The following is a 15612-nucleotide window of genomic DNA, read 5'->3' on the forward strand; positions in this document are numbered from 1 at the left end:
GTTTCACGCTTCAGGCGCTTGTGGAAGCACCGCCGCTAGCGGCTTGTTGCTTCGGAACATTCTTCGCCTGCGATGATGGATGAATTCGGGCCGGGCCGCAAGCGCCGCCTCAAATACGGTTCGAAATGTCCTGTGATGACGCATCCGCAGCATCGCTTCGCGCACGCGGCACAGGATCGAACAGCGCAAACAGCAAGAGCCCTGCGAAGAAGCCGCCGATATGGGCCTGCCAGGCCACGCTTGCCCCTTCGGTTTCGATACCTAGCGCACCGACGCCGAAGATGATGTTAACGCCGAACCACACCGCGAGGAAGGCGAGCACCCGTCCGTCGCGCAACGCCCGCGACAGCGGCAGCGCCGGAACCTTTGCGGCGGTCTCGGCATCGGTTCGGCTGAACGACAGGAAGCTGCCTCGTGCAAAGGCGAAGCGGATCGCTGCCGCCATCGCACCCGAGACCGAGGCCGAGGCGCCGATCATCGGCGCCACCGCATGCTCATGGGTGACGAGATGGGCGAGCGCGCCCGCCGCCGCGGTCACAGCCAGGAAGATAAAAAACCGTATCGCGCCAAAACGCCGCGCCAGCGCGCTGCCGAACGGCAGCAGCCACAGTACGTTGAAGCCGAGATGGGTGAGATTGGCGTGCAGCAGCGAATAGGTGACGAAGGTCCACACCTTCGCGCCGGCGCCGCCGGGGATCTGTAGATTGAGCAGCGAGGAATCGTAGCGCTTCGGGATAAAGCCGAAGACATCGATGGTCCAATTCTCAAGGTCCGGCGGCAGCAGCACCCGCAAATGGATCACGGCCAGCAGGACGACATAGGCCGTCAGCGCGAACGGCAACGTCAGGACCGGCTCGCGCGGAGCCTCCTCGATTGCGGCCGGCTGCTCCGGCGGGAGATTTGGCGGGGAGTCCAAGGGGTACTTCGCTTTCAGGCGCGATCGGAGCGACAGGCTTGGAGATAGTCGCCTTTGCCGGCCTTGCGCAAGTGCACAAAAGGAAAAGGGAGGGCTCTGGGAAAAGCCCTCCCTGTCCATGTCGGCCTTCCGGGCACCTAAGAGGGATAAGGAGTATCCCCACCCCTCCCCGCGGCCCGTGACCAAACTGTTTGACGCCTGTGTACATGCCCCGCCGAGAACCTGGAAGAAAGCGGCGAGGCTTGCGACCGCGATCACCATAGCAGGCGCTCGGTGCGCGCCAAGCGCATCGTTAACTTAACGTTAACGATGCAAAGGCGGCCCCGGCGGGGCCGAAAACAGGCCTGCGGCATGGACGCTGCAAATCCCCTCCTGCACAACAACCATAGGGATCGCGGGTGCACTGAAGCGGGACAGGTTTGTCCCGCGAGGTCGCACCCGAGGGTAAGCGTTCAGACATGAAACATCCGTCGAGCCGCGAATTCTTCGCATATTGGGACGAAAAGCGCGGCACTGCCCGGGCACCGGACAGGGCCGATATCGATCCGGCGGCCGTCCGCGGCCTGCTCGGGGACATCTTCGTCCTCTCCTGCGAGCCCAAGCTCGGCTTTCCATTCCGCGTCGCCGGCACCCGCGTCTGCGCGCTCGCCGGCTGCGACCTCAAGGACCAGAGCTTCGCCGCACTGTTCACCGCGACGAGCCGCGCCGAGATCGAAGAGATCACGACGGTTGTCGCCGACGAGACACTCGGCGCCATCGCCGGCCTCACCGCGGCGCGCGAGGATGGCAGCAAGGCGCATCTGGAGCTCCTGCTGCTGCCCTTCAATGCGCGCCCGCACACGCCGGTGAGCGTCACGGGCGTGCTCGCGCCGTTCGACGACGCATGCGGCGCGCTCGGCGCCTTCACCCTCACCTCATGGCGCTATCTGCACCAGCCGGAGAAACTGTTGCCGCGTGCCATCCGCAAGCTGCAAATCGCACGCGGGCTGATGGTGTATGAGGGGTTGAGGTAGCAGCAGCCCTCGTGTCGGGCGCGCAGCGCTTGCACACGCCCCCGATCGTCATTGCAAAATTCTGATCGCGGTCAGACGCGCCGGCGCGCGGGCTTGCGCTTCGTCATCGGAACCTTAGCCTCCAAGGTGCGTTTGCCTTCTGCCGTGGCAGGCGGCAACGCGGCTCGGCCGGTGAAGATGCGTCTGCTGACCGCCGGGCCTCCGTCCAGGGAAGCTTCCCGTGATGGAGCACGCGACAAGAGTTGGTAATCGCCTGTTAGCTGCGTTACCGCCGGCCGATCTCGCTTTGCTTGCACCGCATTTGCGCAAAGTACCGCTCCAGCACGACGCCGTCCTGGTTCGATCGGGTGATCGGATCGAACACCTTTACTTCCCCTGCAGCGGCGCGGTCGCTCTCATCATGGAGTTGCCGAACGGACAGACGGCCGCAACCGCCGTGATCGGCAACGAAGGTGCCGTCGGACTCATGACGGCGCTCGGCCCCATCCGATCACCCATGACCGCGGTCGTCCGGGTGGCAGGGACAGCGCTGCAGATCTCGCCCGCGCGATTTCACACCGCGCTCGAGCGCAGTCCCGCCGTCGCAAGTGTGGTTCAGATTCTCACCAGGGCGATGCTGACGCAAGTCCAGCACGTCGCAGCCTGCAATGCGCTGCACTCCGTCGAAGCGCGCCTCGCTCGCTGGCTGCTTCACATTCACGATCGGACGGATGGCGGCGACGTCCTGCCCTTGACCCAGGAGACGTTGTCGGAATTGCTCGGCGTCCGCCGCACCACGGTCACGCACGTCGTGAGCGCACTTCGAACATCAAGGGCCATCAGGTCCAGTCGACGCGGCCAGCTCGAGATCGACAGGCAACGGCTCGAGGTCGTCGCATGCGAGTGCTACAAGGTGATGAGGCGCAGGATCGATCGGATCGTTTCGCAGGACGCGCCAAGGCTCCTTCACGCCGCGCCGGCGCGGAATGGCTGCCCGCCCCCGGACTTCCCGTTCGCCAAGACCGACTCGTAGACCCAGGCCTCCCTGGCGAACCACTCGTGCGTGGCAGCGCACATCTTGCAATAGGTGCGCGAAAAGAACACCGTGCTGCACCGAAACCTGTCGCGATCCATCTCGATGCCCGTCGGAATGGCACTTCCCGTTTCCGGGCACCTGATCATCACCATACCCATCCTGATTTCCTCCAGCTCGGCATCACCTCAACAGTGAGGGGGCCGCAATCGGCTGGACGGCGTCTCTTCTTGCGAAGACGCTCGTCCAGCCGATCCGCGCGGCCAACAGCGTCGATTCAAGCAGCCCTACGCAAGACCCGGTTGAAGCTTTGCTTGATCGGCTCGGCCGTTTCCGTCGCGACCTTCTGGGCGAGGTCCCAGAGCTCGCGGTTCTGGGCCGAAGTTGCTTCAAAGGTCTTGCGGCTGTGGGTGGTGGAGAGGTTCACGAGATCGGCAAACGACCTCGCATCCGCGAGCTGGGAGAGGAATTCCAGCGTGGAGGTGGCATTGGCGTTGGATATTTCGATGACCTTCGTGCCATAATCGGCGGCACGCATCGCATTGGTCGAACAGGCATCGCACAGAGCTCCGGTGATCTCCTGGGAAGCCGCCTTCATCTGTTCGAAATTTGCCTTGGCCCGCGTGGCGCCCTGCTCGGCGAGATTGCCGAACATCGTCTGGATATTGAAGAATGGTACGTCGAAGTGGAGCTTTGCGCTTCCGTTGGCCGCTTCGTTCAGCGGAGCGGCATTCGTGTCGACTTTCACATTGGCATCACTCACGGGCATTCATCCTTTCAAGCGAAACTGCATATGGGATTGAAGACTCCCCGACGCGTTCAGGTGCTTGCCGCACCGGAACACCAGTGCCCCAACTTTCATGACAATGGGATGCTGCTGCGGGTCTACCGCTCTCGCCCCCTGCCGGAGCCGACTATGGTCGAGGGGACTCAAAATTTCTGTTCGCTTTCGGACTCTCAGCTTGATTTAATTCGAAACATGTGATGATGCGGCGCAAACAGCAGTTTAAATCTCGGAAGTTGTTGCGATCGCACACACCAACTTGAGATCGGCGCCAAAACTCCCGCCGCGAGACCAATGATCGCACTTGCGGCATGACCTTTTTTGCCGGATTTGCGTCATTCCCGATGCCGTGGCGAGCGAGTAGCTTCCATTGCCAGCGTGAGGCAACGAAGATCGGGCGACACCATCATGAGCTGGCGCATTCTGACGTGGAGCGGCCTCGGCTGCGTGGCGCTGCTGCTGGCGGTCGGTGCAACCTGGCTGTTCCTTCTACCGGGCTCGCCGGCTCGCGGCACTGCGCCTGTAATATCCAGAGACGAATCCGAGGCGACGCTTGCCGCCCTGAAGCCGCCGAAGCGGAAACGTCCGCTGATCGCCGTCGTCGGAATCAACGACATGAGCGAGACCACCGACTATCTGATGCCGTACGGCATCCTCGCGCGCGCCGATGTCGCCGATGTCCTCACGCTGGCAACGCAGCCGGGCCCCGTCACACTCTATCCGGCGCTGAAGGTGCAACCGCACGCGACGATCGCCGAGTTCGATGCCGCGCATCCCGATGGCGCCGATTACGTCATCGTGCCGGCGATGACGCGCGAGGATGATGCCGTGGCCTTGCACTGGATCAGGAGCCAGGCCGCCAAGGGCGCCATCATCATCGGCGTCTGCGTCGGCGCCAAGGTCGTGGCCAACACGGGACTGCTTGACGGCAAACGGGCCACGACGCACTGGTATTCCGTGCACGATCTAAAGAAGAATTCCGCGATCCGTTATGTCGCAGACCGCCGGCTGGTCGTCGACCGCGGAGTCGCCACGACGACCGGAATTACCGCATCCATGCCGATGGCACTCACCTTGATCGAGGCCATCGCCAGGCGCGCCAAGGCCGAGGCGGTGGCCCGCGACATCGGCCTTGCCGCGTGGGACGGGCGCCACCGCAGCGACGCATTCCGGTTCACGCGCCCGTTTGCGCTGACGGCGATCACAAACACGCTCGCATTCTGGAACCGCGAGCAGCTCGGGATCGCGCTGACGTCCGGTATCGACGAGGTGTCGCTCGCGCTAATCGCCGATGCGTGGTCGCGGACCTATCGCTCGCGTGCCCTCACCTTCGCCGCTACCGCCGATGCGCAGCCGAGCCGCGGCGGCCTCGGTATCCTGCCCGACAAGGTCGCAGCCGATTGGCCGGTGACGCAGACGCCGCCGGCCACCCTCGCCCTGCCACCGGCACGGGCATTGGACCAGACCCTGCTGGCGATCGACGCACGCTACGGAACGCGCACGGCTGACTTCGTCGCGATGCAGCTCGAATATCCGCGATAGCCCGACCGACGGCGCTGGACGGTGCGTCGCCTGGATCGGTAGAGCGACGCACCAGGCCCGCGTGCACCCCTGTTACGGCATCGCCAGATGCCACGCTCCGTTCAAGAAGCCGTCGCCGGTGATGTCACCGGGCTTCTGGTCCTTGGCGAAGGTATAGAGCGGCTTGCCCTTGTAGGCCCATTGCCTGGAGCCGTCGTCGCGCGTGATGACGGTGTAGCCCTCACCCGGCGCGTCGCTCGCCTCGGCCTTCAGCACCGGCCAGTTTGTCGCACATGGTCCGTTGCAGGCCGACTTGCCGTTCGTGTCCTTGTCGAAAGTGTAGAGCGTCATGCCCTTGGCGTCGGTGAGCACGCTGCCCTTGTCGGTCTTGCCCGTCTTGGTCGGCGGCGCAGCGAAAGCAGCGGGAACAATCGCCAGCGATGCTGCGAGCGTGAGTGCGAGGCGGATCGAGGACGTGGTCATGGTGTCTCCTGTCATGCAATTGGCTTGCATGAATAGGACGCCGCGCGGCGCGCCGTATTCCTGCGATAGCGGCAAGGATATTTTTCGCTGCGCATGGCGGCGCAACGGAATAAATTGCAATGGAAGAGACGGAACGACGGATCGACATGAGCAAGCCGCATTGGCGCCAGGCGCGCGCGTTGGACCTTCCGGCGATCAGCGCGATCGCGGAACGCATTCATCCCGATCTTCCGGAACGGCCGGAGGTGCTCGCGGAGAAGATGCGGCTCTGCCCGGACGGCTGCCTCGTGCTCGCCACGAAGGGCGAGATTGCCGGCTACGGGCTCGCGCATCCGTGGATGCAGTACCAGATCCCGCCGCTCGACGGCGTCCTGGAAAAGCTGCCTGGCGATGCGAACTGTCTCTACGTACACGATGTCGCCATGCTGCCTGCGTACCGCGGTGGCGGTGCGGCGCGCGCCTATGTCGCGGCCATCGAAAGCCTGGCGCGAACGACAGGCATCACCACGCTCGCGCTCGTTTCGGTCTATGGGACACGATCGACATGGAAGCGCCTCGGCTTCCGGGCGGTCGCAGCCGATGCCGTCTTGCGCGGGAAGCTCGCATCCTATGGCGAGAACGCGACCTATATGCTCCGCGAGCTCGCCGATCCCCGCGCCGGGACGTGATCTCCTCCGCCCGGCTCACGCGCTTTCGGCAACAACTCAGCCTCGACGCTTCTTCTTTGCCTTCTTTCCCGGCACGCCCTTCGCAGGCCACGGCGTGACCGATGGCGGCTCTCCGGCGTGGCCGGGCTTGTTCCGATGCTTCTTTTTCTTTCCGAAAGCCAGCGCATCGTCGAATTTCGGCCTGCGCTCGCCGTGCGACTTGCTGTGGTGCTTCGGCCCCTTCGCATCGCGCGAACGATCGGCGCGACGCTCATCGCGATCGCTGTCGCCGGCGTCGCGCCGAGGCGCGTGTGACCGCTCTTCCGAAGGTGCCTGCCCTTGCGGCGCGTTTGCCAGCGGCTCGATGCGGATGCTGTCTTCCTTGTCCGGGCGCTTGATCTTGGCGGCGAAGGAGTCTGCAACCCGCTCGGATATCTCGAACTCGGTCGTGGTATCCATGATCTTGATAGCGCCGATGTCGCGCTTGTCGATGCCGCCACGACGGCAGATCATCGGCAACAACCAGCGTGCTTCCGCATTCTTTCTGCGTCCGATGGCGGCGCGGAACCAGACGCTCGCCTCCGCCATGCCGTGGCGCGAGGAGGTTTTTCCCGATTTCGATCGGGGCCTCACCGGGCGATCTTCGCCGCCCTCGCCCTGAAATCTGTCGCGACCGCGATCGTCGCGCGGCCGGCCGCTTCGCTCACCCGGATCGATGATGTCCTCGGGCGATGGCAGTCGCGCGCGATAAAGCCGCGCCAGCGCCGCAGCGATATCCTCGGGCGATCGCTCGGCCAACAAGGCCTGCGCCAGAACCAGATCGTCGGCAGTCGTCTCCTCGGTGAACAACACGCCCTTCATGCGCTCATGATCGAGCTTGCGGATTTCATCGACCTGGGGCGCCGTCCCCCACTCCGCATCGATGCCGGACAGATTCAGCAGCAATTCAGCACGCCGCCGTCGCGCGGGCGGCACCAGGAGGACGCTTGTACCCTTTCGGCCCGCGCGTCCCGTGCGCCCTGAGCGATGCTGCATGACCTCCGCGTCATTGGGCAGATCCGCATGAATGACGAGGTCGAGGCTGGGCAGGTCGATGCCACGGGCGGCCACGTCGGTCGCCACGCAGACGCGGGACCGTCCATCGCGGAGCGACTGAAGCGCCAGGGTTCGCTCGTTCTGCGTCAACTCGCCGGACAGAGCGACCGCGGAAAAGCCGCGCTCCAGGAGCGCCGCCTGCAAGTGCCTGACGGCATCGCGCGTGCTGCAAAACACCAGGGCGCTCGGCGCCTCGAAGAAGCGCAAGACGTTGACGACCGCGTGCTCGACATCGCCGGGGGCGATCCGGATGGCCCGGTATTCGATATCGGCATGACCGCCTTCGTCGCCCGCGACCTCGATCCGAAAGGCCTGCTGTTGATACTGCTTGGCCAGCGCGACGATGCCGCGTGGAAACGTCGCCGAGAACAGCAAGGTGCGGCGCGTGTCCGGCGTGGTCTCGAGGATGAATTCCATGTCCTCGCGAAAGCCGAGATTTAGCATTTCGTCGGCCTCGTCGAGCACGACTGCGGTCAATTGGGAGATGTCCAGACGACCGCGCCGCAAATGATCGCACAATCGGCCGGGCGTGCCGACGACGATGTGAGCGCCCGCGGCGAGCTCGCGCTGTTCGCGGCGCGGATCCATGCCGCCGACACAGGAGACGACGCGCCCACCCGCATGTCCATAAAGCCAGGCAAGCTCACGCTGGACCTGCAGCGCGAGTTCGCGGGTCGGCGCCACGATCAAGGCGAGAGGCGCTGCAGCCGGCTCAAATCGTTCGGCACCGCCCAGCAGATTCTTTGCCATGGCGAGGCCATAGGCCAGCGTCTTGCCGGAGCCGGTCTGTGCGGAAACCAGCAGGTCGCGGTCAGCGGCTTCGTCAGTGAGCACAGCGAGCTGAACGGGGGTCGGTGAATCGTAGTTCCGCTCGGCCAATGCTCGGGCGAGCGGCGGAGGAAGGGTCGGAAATGACACGAGATGGAAAACCTTGGTTAATTCAGGCGCAAACCGGCGAGCCGCAGGACCTGAAACGCGCGTGCCGGCAAGCGGCCAGTCGCACGCGTGGCGATTTGGCCCGGTCTTTACGCCAGGCGGAGGCAAATCACCATAGCTATGCGGCATGGCGATGCCGGTGACCGCACCATTTCCCGCATAAGTCGGCGACAAAGCCGAAGCTTTTTGCTGCCCGCGACCTTGATACAGCTCGCGCCAAGGGCGCCGGTCCGCAGGCTGAGTGCGCCGCCCTCAGATATCGGCAGGGCAAGATCGCCGGGCCGACTGGATGCAAACCTTGTCGCATCGGCAATTCGACCCCAAATCGTGCCTCGCGAGAGAACAGGATACGGGTGAGACATGGCCGACGGAATATCGCTTGCCGACAAACTCGCGACCTTTCAGGATATTTGGTCTCCGCGCACGATCACGACCTTCAACGATTGCGACGTGATGGTGGTGAAGGTGAAGGGAGAGTTTACCTGGCACAAGCACGAGGATACCGACGATTTCTTTCTTGTCCTCAAAGGCAGTATGGACATCGAATTGCGGGATCGCACGGTGACGCTCGGTCCGGGCGAACTCTACGTCGTGCCCAAAGGTGTTGAACATCGCCCGGTGGCACGCGAGGAGGTCCACCTCCTGCTGATCGAGCCGACCGGCACGCCGAACACGGGCGACAAGGCGACCGCCGCAGCGCGCAAGGTCGTCTGAGGAGTACACGGCCCTTCGGACCCTAATCCCTGGAAGTCACCAGCTTGCTGAAGCCGCTGACCAGCCTTGCTCTGGCCTGCGCAACATAGTCCCGCGCCGCGTGGCTCAAGGCGCGGACGACCCGCCAGGCCTCGGTTGCTTGCAGCCAGGCCTTCGCCTCGGCGAACTTCGTATAGGCCCAAGCGAAAGCCGGAATCCTCATCAGCTTGTCGCGCGTGAGATGAAACAGGCGCTCGACCAGCACGAGCTTGAGGAGTTCGCCGATGATGAAGGTCACCGCACCGCTCAGGACCTGGCCCGTCGCGGCGAGGTATGCTGCCACCGGCTTGATCGGCTCCAGAATGATCACGGGCACCGAAAACAAGGCGAGCGATGGATAAGGCGGCAGCGATCTGATCCAGGCCCGCAATCGCTTGAATTCGAAATGCTGTCCGATCCAACGCGATATCGGCCGGGCCACGGCCATGAAGACCGCGTCGACCAGAAAGTAGATGGCGGCCAGGACGAAAGTGACGGGTTTCAGGATCTGCTTCACGGTACCTCTCCCGCGAAGTGAAAGCCGGAACTTGGACCTAAGTTTCACCTTAGCATGGATGACTCGCGGATTCCTGATGGAACTTTTTAGGCGTCGAGCCTGCTCCTGCGTCTTTTGGCCGCCATCATCCCGCCGGCTCCGGCCGCGGCCCGATCGTCGACTTCACCGTCTTCATGCCAGCGCATCAATGGGACCCGCTCTCAGATCTCCGCAAAGACCTCCAGCAGATTGGCGTCGGGATCGCGGAAGAACAGCGTCCGATGTCCAAAGGACTGATCCGTCGGCGGCGACAGTAGCGCAACGCCCTGTCGAAGGAGTTCGTCGGCACACGCGTCGACTTCGGCCGCGGACACCTTGAAGGCCAGTTGGAGCGCGGCGCTGCCCGCCGGCGTCGGCGCGTCAGTCGCGGTCCGGCTCGGCCTTGCCAGCGCCAGCGTATTGGTGCCGACACGATATTCGATCCAGTTCGGCGACAGCTCGCGCAGCAGTGGAAAGGCGAGGACGTCCTCATAGAAGCGACGCATCGCCGCCATGTCGCGGACAAAAATGACGGTGTAGTCGATCGCGCTGATAGCGCCGAAGGGCGAGCGGGCGCGCCGGCTCTGCTCGCCAGTGTGTTCGTCCATTTTCATGTCCTTCATTCCGTGGGGCACGTGCGGCGATATCATCATCGCAGCAGACCGCCGCTGTAGCGCAGCTCGTAGAGCAACGCGCCATCGCGACGCGAGATCGTCTCGACGCCGTGGAAGCGCTCGAGCGCGCCCTCGACGTCGTTGCGATAGGTCATGCCGGCCTGCTCGAACAGGCGCGGGCCGCGGTAGGGCTCCGCGACGTCGATGGCCAGCAGCGCCTGGCGCAGGAACTTGTAGATCTCGAGCAGGGTCTGCCGATCGGTGATCTCCGCGCGAGCGCCGCCGCTGTAGCTCATCGACCAGATGACCTGATCATTGCGCGACACCGTCTCCTGCCCGACAAAGAACCCCATGCCGAAATAGATGTCGCGATAGGCAAAAGGCGGCGCCCGATGCTCGAGCTGTTTGGAGCCGGCGAGCAGCGGCGTCGCCACGGTCGCCTCGTCGTCCAGGCCCGCATAGGTCCGCCGCTTGGCTTCGACCAGAAACGCTGCGAGGCCGTGGAGGATTAACGACATGGATTACTCGACCAGTTCCGGCCACGGCACGATGGTCGACTTCACCGTCCTCATCGCCATCGCATCGCTCACGGCCTGCGCGACGCCTTCTTCCGTGAACGGATAGATCGTCTGCGTCTTCAGCCACGGATATTTGTCGCGGGTGCGGTAGAGCATGTCGACACCGAGCGGCAGATCGTTGCCGGTAAAACCCCAGGATCCGAGCACGTTGAGGTCCTTGGTGCAGATGCGGTGCCAGGAGGTGTCGATCGAGCCGGCGTCGGTGAACTGCCCCATCTCGACATAGGTGCCGCCGTCGCGCAGCATCTCGATGCCTTCCGGACCGGCGGTGGGATGGCCCGAGCAATCCATCACGAGATCGGCGCCGAAGCCGCCGACGATGTCGCGCACCGCTTTGATGCGCGCCTCGGGCGTCTTGAGCGCTTCGATGTTGACGGTCGCTTCCGCGCCGAACTCGCGCGCGAGTCTGAGCCGTGGCTCCTCCGGCGCACCGACGCAGATCACCCGCCCTGCCCCCATCTCCTGCGCGGCCGCGACGGCCAGAATGCCGATCGGGCCCGAGCCCTGGATCACCACCGTGTCGCCCCAAGTGAAGCCGCCGGCGCGGCTCGCGCGGTTGAAGGCGCGGATGCAGGAGGTGAGCGGCTCCGACAGCGCGCCCAGCCGCAACGACATGTCGTCGGGCAGCTTGTAGATCTTGGTGCCCGGCAGCATGTCGAGATCGACATAGACATATTCGGCCCAGCCGCCCCACAGATGCGGCGCCTTGTCGAAGCCGAGATAGCGACCGTAATAGACCGGCGTCAGGCATTTGTTGGCGGTCTGCGGATAATGGATGCAGTAGTAGCAGCGGCCGCAGGGCATCAGCGGCGGGATCATCACCTTCGAGCCGACCGCAAGCGGCTTGCTCATGAAGTCTTCAGTGAACTCATCGCCGCATTCGACGATAACGCCGCCGAGCTCGTGGCCGAGCGTGAACGGCCAGGGCAACGGCTTCGGCCAATGACCCTTGAGGATGTGCAGGTCGGTGCCGCAAACACCGCAGGCGCCGATCTTGATCAGCGCGCCCTTCCGGCCGACCTTCGGCCACGGCACGGTGCGAATGACGGGTTCAGTGCCCGGCCCGGCATGGGTGCAGACGCGGATTGATTCCATGGTGTGTCCTCGCCGCCCGCTTGTTATGATTGATTGGTGCGGGCCGAGAGCAGCGTATGTGAGATGCGCGGTCTCGCCAAGTTGGTTATTCGTAGCCCGCATGAAGTGAAACGGAATGCGGGGCCGGCGGTCCCGGATTTCGCGGCGCTCCATCCGGGCTAAGGCGGATCAGTTCTAGCCGGCGAGCAGGCTTCCGACGATCCGCTCGACCTCAACATAGTCCGCAGCGATGTAGTGCGCGCCAGCATCCTTGAGTGTAGCGGCATGGCCCTGGCGGATGTGCCCTGCGGCCAGTAGTCCAATCACCGTTGCGCCCGCCGCGCGCCCGGCAATGACGCCACTCGCGCTGTCCTCGATGACGATGCAGTCGCACGGCGGCACGCCGATCTCGGCGGCGGCATGCAGGAAAATGTCCGGATGCGGCTTGCCTCGCGCGACGTTGGAGGCGCTGAACACCCGTCCCTCGAACAGCGAAACCATGTCCAGGACATCGAGACAGACGGCGAGCCGGTCCGGCGAGGAGGACGAGGCGATGCAGCGGGACAGCTCGGCGAATTTCGAGATGAAATCCCGCACGCCCGCGATCGGCGAGAGCTCGAGCCTGAACCGCGTCAAGGTGCGATCCTGATAGTGCTCGCCGAACGCCGGCGGCAGCGTTCGGCCGACCGCGGTCTCGATTGCTGCAATCACCTCGTGAAACCGCTTGCCCATGTAGTCGCGATAGGCGTCCTCGACCGTCGTCGGCACGCCCAGCTCGGTCACGATCTCGGCCAGCACGGTGTTGGACAGCACCTCGCTGTCGGCGATGACGCCGTCAAAATCGAATATGATCGCTTTGGTCATTGTGCCCTTCCCAGCCGGCGGCACATTGGGAGCCGGCAGTGAGAGTCGCAACTCACGTTTGGCTTCCAAATCTTACGACGCGCGTTGCAGTCTCGTAGCCCGCATGAAGCGGAGCGGAATGCGGGGCCGGCGGCCGCGGATTTCGCTACGCTCCATCCGGGCTACGTGCTCCACACACCCAAGTATCTTGAGCACTCAGCGGCGAACGTGTAAGGCCCGCCCAACTCCTGCCCAGGTGATCGAGTGAACCCCCTCCCCCAAAATCCCGTGGTCGCGTCCGGCTCGTTCGCGGCCATGAAGTCCGTGCCCTACCGCCTCCAGTTCGTGGCTTACGTGCTCGCGATGATGGCCGACAACATCGAGCATGTGATCAGCTATTGGGTGGTGTTCCAGAAATTCCATTCGCCGGCGCTGGCGGGTTTTGCGGTGCTGTCGCACTGGCTGCCATTCCTGCTGTTCTCGGTCGCCGTCGGCGGGCTCGCCGACCGGTTCGATCCGCGCCGCATCATCCAGTGCGGCATGCTGCTGTTCATCGTGGCGTCGAGCGGATGGGGGTTCTTCTTCATCACCGACACCATTCAGATGTGGCACGCGATGCTGCTGCTCGTGATCCACGGCTGCGCCGGCGTGTTGTGGCAGACGCCAAACCAGCTCCTGCTCTACGACCTTGTCTGCCCGGCCGACCTGCCGAGCGCGGTGCGGCTCAACGCAATGGCACGCTATCTCGGCATTTTGGTCGGTCCGGCCGTCGGCGGCGTCATCATGCTGACGCTCGGCACCTCGCACGGCATCATCTTCAATACGCTGTTCTACCTGCCGATGCTGCTCTGGCTGTTCTGGGCGCCGGTGCGCGACAAGAGCGTCGCGGTGCGGCGCTTCGCCGTCCGCGGCCTCGCCGACATCCTCCTCACCATTCGCGCCATCGGCACCCAGCCGGTCCTGACCGCAATGACGTGGCTTGCCGGCCTCACTTCCTTCATGATCGGCAACGCCTATCACGCCCAAATGCCGGGCTTCGCCGGCGATCTCGGGCATGGCGATCCCGGCGTCTCCTATAGCGTGCTGCTCGCTGCCGACGCCGCCGGCGCCCTGCTCGCCGGCATCGCGCTCGAATCCTGGGGACGCCTCAAGGGCACGCCGCGCACCGCGATCACGCTCGCGATGCTGTGGAGCGTGGCGCTGCTCGGCTTCGCCTCGATGCGGATCTATCCTGCTGCAATCGTATTGCTGTTTGCCGCGGGCTTTTTCGAGCTGTCGTTCAACACGATGGCGCAGGCACTGGTGCAGTTGAATGCGCCGCCTGACATCCGCGGCCGCGTCGTCGGCCTTTACAACATGGCAGGGCTCGGGATGCGGGCGTTCAGCGGCATCACCGTGGGGCTGTTCGGCGCGGCGATCGGCATCCACTGGTCGCTCGGCCTCTCGGCCGCGGTGCTATTGGCGCTGCTGCTGCTGCTCTATCAGCGCGCAACGAAGACGGCGTAAGGACGCAGCCTTACGCCGTTGACACCGCCGTCCCGCCACCGCACGCTGATCAGGACGGCTGGAGGATGAGGCGTTGCGCAATCGCTGGGGCATTCTTGCGATCCTGTTCGTGGTTCGCCTCACCATCGCATTCCAATTCCAGAGCGTGGCCGCGGTCGCGCCGCTGCTTCAACAGACCCTTGGCGTTGGCCTCGCCGATATCGGCATCCTGATCGGGCTCTATTTCACGCCGGGTGTCGTTCTGGCGCTGCCGGGCGGCGCGATCGGCCGCACCTTTGGCGACAAGCTTGCCCACGACCATTGCGGCGCTGCTGCTGATGACGGCCGGCAGCCTCGTGATGGCCGTGACGGACGTCTGGGGCTGGCAGATGGCGGGTCGGCTCGCCTCCGGCGCCGGCGGCGTGCTGCTCACGGTGCAGCTCACCAAGATGGGCACCGACTGGTTTGCCGGAAAGGAAATCGCGACGGCGATGGCGATCTTCGTCAACTCCTGGCCGGCCGGCGTCGGAATCTCGCTGCTGGTGCTGCCGGCGATCGGCACGGCATATGGCGCCGGCGCGGTGTTTCTGTCGGCAGGCGCATTGACCGCGATCGGCATCGTGCTGATCGCGTTCTATCAGCCGCCGCCAACGACAACCGCACCCGCCGCAGCCGCGGCGCGTCTCGATCGACCTGCGCAGCTGGCGGTGATCGTCGCGGGCCTGATCTGGGGCCTCTATAATGTCGGCTTCGCCATGATCTTCTCGTTCGGCCCCTCGCTGCTGGCCGAGCGCGGCTGGGGCATCGCCGCCGCGGGATCCGCCATCAGCGTGGTGATGTGGCTGTCGGTGCTCTCGGTACCGACGGGCGGCTATCTCGCCGATCGCTTCAAGCGGCCGTTGACGCTTGCAATCGTGGCAAGCCTCATCGTCGCGCTGCTGCTGGCCTCGCTGCCCAGGTCGGATGCAGTGATCGCGATCCTCGTCCTCATCGGCCTCGCCAGCGGCTTTCCGGCCGGCCCGATCATGGGCCTGCCGGCCCGGGTGCTGGGGCCGGAAACCCGGGCGATCGGGATGGGGGTGTTCTACACACTCTTTTATGCCGCGATGATGCTGGGGCCGGCGGTCGCCGGGCGGCTCGCCAAATGGGGAGGAGGTGCGGGAGTTGCGCTCGACCTGGGCGCCCTCACCGTGCTGGCCTGTCCGCCGCTGATGTGGCTTTTCGAGCGCATCATCGCCCTCCGACGCCGACCCGGCCCAACCATTCCGGCCGCCGGCTCGCAATCATAACCGCGCGTTAACCCTATGCGCCTTAGGGTCGTACGGACTCCGCCCGGGCGGGGGT

The 15612-nt window shown here is 64.6% G+C and carries 17 protein-coding genes; 7 read left to right on the forward strand and 10 right to left on the reverse strand.

Translation table 11 applies throughout. From position 1 onward, the window contains the following. Positions 1-109: 109 nt before the first annotated feature. Positions 110-916 carry a rhomboid family intramembrane serine protease gene (locus AXW67_RS01690; RefSeq protein ID WP_063676140.1) on the reverse strand — a complete coding sequence of 269 codons (807 nt, stop codon included), beginning with the start codon at positions 914-916 and terminating at the stop codon, positions 110-112. Positions 917-1374: 458 nt separating this feature from the next. On the opposite strand from AXW67_RS01690, the gene AXW67_RS01695 reads away from it, so the two are divergent. Together AXW67_RS01695 and AXW67_RS01700 are read left to right on the forward strand one after the other, a co-directional pair. Further along, positions 1375-1929, forward strand: coding sequence for a PAS domain-containing protein (locus tag AXW67_RS01695; protein ID WP_027554567.1), 555 nt, complete (start codon positions 1375-1377; stop codon positions 1927-1929). 223 nt (positions 1930-2152) lie between these two features. Beyond that, a complete protein-coding gene (locus AXW67_RS01700; RefSeq protein WP_430648693.1) occupies positions 2153-2941 on the forward strand; it encodes a Crp/Fnr family transcriptional regulator in 789 nt (262 codons plus the stop codon). A gap of 277 nt (positions 2942-3218) precedes the next feature. Here the strand turns inward: AXW67_RS01700 and AXW67_RS01705 are convergent, their stop codons facing one another. After that, a complete protein-coding gene (locus AXW67_RS01705) occupies positions 3219-3710 on the reverse strand; it encodes a phasin (protein WP_245315361.1) in 492 nt (163 codons plus the stop codon). 423 nt (positions 3711-4133) lie between these two features. Here AXW67_RS01705 and AXW67_RS01710 point away from each other — a divergent pair, with 423 nt between their 5' ends. After that, positions 4134-5267 (forward strand): DJ-1/PfpI family protein, encoded by a 1134-nt coding sequence (locus AXW67_RS01710; protein WP_063676144.1) that lies wholly within the window; start codon positions 4134-4136, stop codon positions 5265-5267. 72 nt (positions 5268-5339) lie between these two features. Here AXW67_RS01710 and AXW67_RS01715 read toward each other — a convergent pair whose 3' ends face one another. Then, positions 5340-5729, reverse strand: coding sequence for a COG4315 family predicted lipoprotein (locus tag AXW67_RS01715; RefSeq protein WP_063676188.1), 390 nt, complete (start codon positions 5727-5729; stop codon positions 5340-5342). A 146-nt stretch (positions 5730-5875) separates the two neighbouring features. On the opposite strand from AXW67_RS01715, the gene AXW67_RS01720 reads away from it, so the two are divergent. Continuing rightward, complete coding sequence (locus tag AXW67_RS01720; RefSeq protein WP_063676190.1) at positions 5876-6397, forward strand: GNAT family N-acetyltransferase; 522 nt, start codon at positions 5876-5878, stop codon at positions 6395-6397. A gap of 36 nt (positions 6398-6433) precedes the next feature. On the opposite strand, the gene AXW67_RS01725 is transcribed toward AXW67_RS01720, so the two are convergent. After that, positions 6434-8389 carry a DEAD/DEAH box helicase gene (locus AXW67_RS01725; RefSeq protein ID WP_063676146.1) on the reverse strand — a complete coding sequence of 652 codons (1956 nt, stop codon included), beginning with the start codon at positions 8387-8389 and terminating at the stop codon, positions 6434-6436. A 378-nt stretch (positions 8390-8767) separates the two neighbouring features. On the opposite strand from AXW67_RS01725, the gene AXW67_RS01730 reads away from it, so the two are divergent. Then, positions 8768-9121: a cupin domain-containing protein gene (locus tag AXW67_RS01730; protein ID WP_063676148.1), complete on the forward strand. Its 354-nt coding sequence runs from the start codon at positions 8768-8770 to the stop codon at positions 9119-9121. Between the two features lie 22 nt (positions 9122-9143). Here AXW67_RS01730 and AXW67_RS01735 read toward each other — a convergent pair whose 3' ends face one another. From AXW67_RS01735 to AXW67_RS01755, 5 genes are all read right to left on the reverse strand, one after another. Next, positions 9144-9656, reverse strand: a complete 513-nt coding sequence (locus AXW67_RS01735; protein WP_027554560.1) for a hypothetical protein — start codon at positions 9654-9656, stop codon at positions 9144-9146. Positions 9657-9856: 200 nt separating this feature from the next. Continuing rightward, positions 9857-10282, reverse strand: a complete 426-nt coding sequence (locus AXW67_RS01740; RefSeq protein WP_145927352.1) for a VOC family protein — start codon at positions 10280-10282, stop codon at positions 9857-9859. 41 nt (positions 10283-10323) lie between these two features. Beyond that, positions 10324-10806, reverse strand: a complete 483-nt coding sequence (locus AXW67_RS01745) for a DUF5680 domain-containing protein (RefSeq protein ID WP_027554558.1) — start codon at positions 10804-10806, stop codon at positions 10324-10326. 3 nt (positions 10807-10809) lie between these two features. Continuing rightward, positions 10810-11961, reverse strand: a complete 1152-nt coding sequence (locus tag AXW67_RS01750) for a zinc-binding dehydrogenase (RefSeq protein ID WP_063676150.1) — start codon at positions 11959-11961, stop codon at positions 10810-10812. Between the two features lie 174 nt (positions 11962-12135). Continuing rightward, entirely contained in the window at positions 12136-12804 is a 669-nt protein-coding gene (locus AXW67_RS01755; protein WP_063676151.1) for an HAD family hydrolase, read from the reverse strand. A 243-nt stretch (positions 12805-13047) separates the two neighbouring features. Between AXW67_RS01755 and AXW67_RS01760 the strand changes: the two genes are divergently transcribed. Next, positions 13048-14289 carry an MFS transporter gene (locus AXW67_RS01760; RefSeq protein WP_283806450.1) on the forward strand — a complete coding sequence of 414 codons (1242 nt, stop codon included), beginning with the start codon at positions 13048-13050 and terminating at the stop codon, positions 14287-14289. Positions 14290-14338: 49 nt separating this feature from the next. Here the strand turns inward: AXW67_RS01760 and AXW67_RS44935 are convergent, their stop codons facing one another. Then, positions 14339-14590 (reverse strand): hypothetical protein, encoded by a 252-nt coding sequence (locus AXW67_RS44935; protein WP_245315363.1) that lies wholly within the window; start codon positions 14588-14590, stop codon positions 14339-14341. 37 nt (positions 14591-14627) lie between these two features. On the opposite strand from AXW67_RS44935, the gene AXW67_RS01765 reads away from it, so the two are divergent. Next, positions 14628-15557 carry an MFS transporter gene (locus AXW67_RS01765; RefSeq protein ID WP_245315367.1) on the forward strand — a complete coding sequence of 310 codons (930 nt, stop codon included), beginning with the start codon at positions 14628-14630 and terminating at the stop codon, positions 15555-15557. The last annotated feature ends 55 nt before the right edge of the window (positions 15558-15612 follow it).

The organism is Bradyrhizobium neotropicale (assembly GCF_001641695.1).
In the GTDB taxonomy this organism is placed as follows: Bacteria; Pseudomonadota; Alphaproteobacteria; order Rhizobiales; family Xanthobacteraceae; genus Bradyrhizobium; species Bradyrhizobium neotropicale.

Coding starts and splice junctions, on each gene's coding strand:
- AXW67_RS01740 (WP_145927352.1), bottom strand. CDS start 10,282: ATGGACGAACACACTGGCGAGCAGAGCCGGCGCGCCCGCTCGCCCTTC.
- AXW67_RS01755 (WP_063676151.1), bottom strand. CDS start 12,804: ATGACCAAAGCGATCATATTCGATTTTGACGGCGTCATCGCCGACAGC.
- AXW67_RS01720 (WP_063676190.1), top strand. CDS start 5,876: ATGAGCAAGCCGCATTGGCGCCAGGCGCGCGCGTTGGACCTTCCGGCG.
- AXW67_RS01745 (WP_027554558.1), bottom strand. CDS start 10,806: ATGTCGTTAATCCTCCACGGCCTCGCAGCGTTTCTGGTCGAAGCCAAG.
- AXW67_RS01750 (WP_063676150.1), bottom strand. CDS start 11,961: ATGGAATCAATCCGCGTCTGCACCCATGCCGGGCCGGGCACTGAACCC.
- AXW67_RS01730 (WP_063676148.1), top strand. CDS start 8,768: ATGGCCGACGGAATATCGCTTGCCGACAAACTCGCGACCTTTCAGGAT.
- AXW67_RS01705 (WP_245315361.1), bottom strand. CDS start 3,710: ATGCCCGTGAGTGATGCCAATGTGAAAGTCGACACGAATGCCGCTCCG.
- AXW67_RS01695 (WP_027554567.1), top strand. CDS start 1,375: ATGAAACATCCGTCGAGCCGCGAATTCTTCGCATATTGGGACGAAAAG.
- AXW67_RS44935 (WP_245315363.1), bottom strand. CDS start 14,590: ATGGTCGTGGGCAAGCTTGTCGCCAAAGGTGCGGCCGATCGCGCCGCC.
- AXW67_RS01700 (WP_430648693.1), top strand. CDS start 2,153: ATGGAGCACGCGACAAGAGTTGGTAATCGCCTGTTAGCTGCGTTACCG.
- AXW67_RS01715 (WP_063676188.1), bottom strand. CDS start 5,729: ATGACCACGTCCTCGATCCGCCTCGCACTCACGCTCGCAGCATCGCTG.
- AXW67_RS01710 (WP_063676144.1), top strand. CDS start 4,134: ATGAGCTGGCGCATTCTGACGTGGAGCGGCCTCGGCTGCGTGGCGCTG.
- AXW67_RS01765 (WP_245315367.1), top strand. CDS start 14,628: ATGGCCGTGACGGACGTCTGGGGCTGGCAGATGGCGGGTCGGCTCGCC.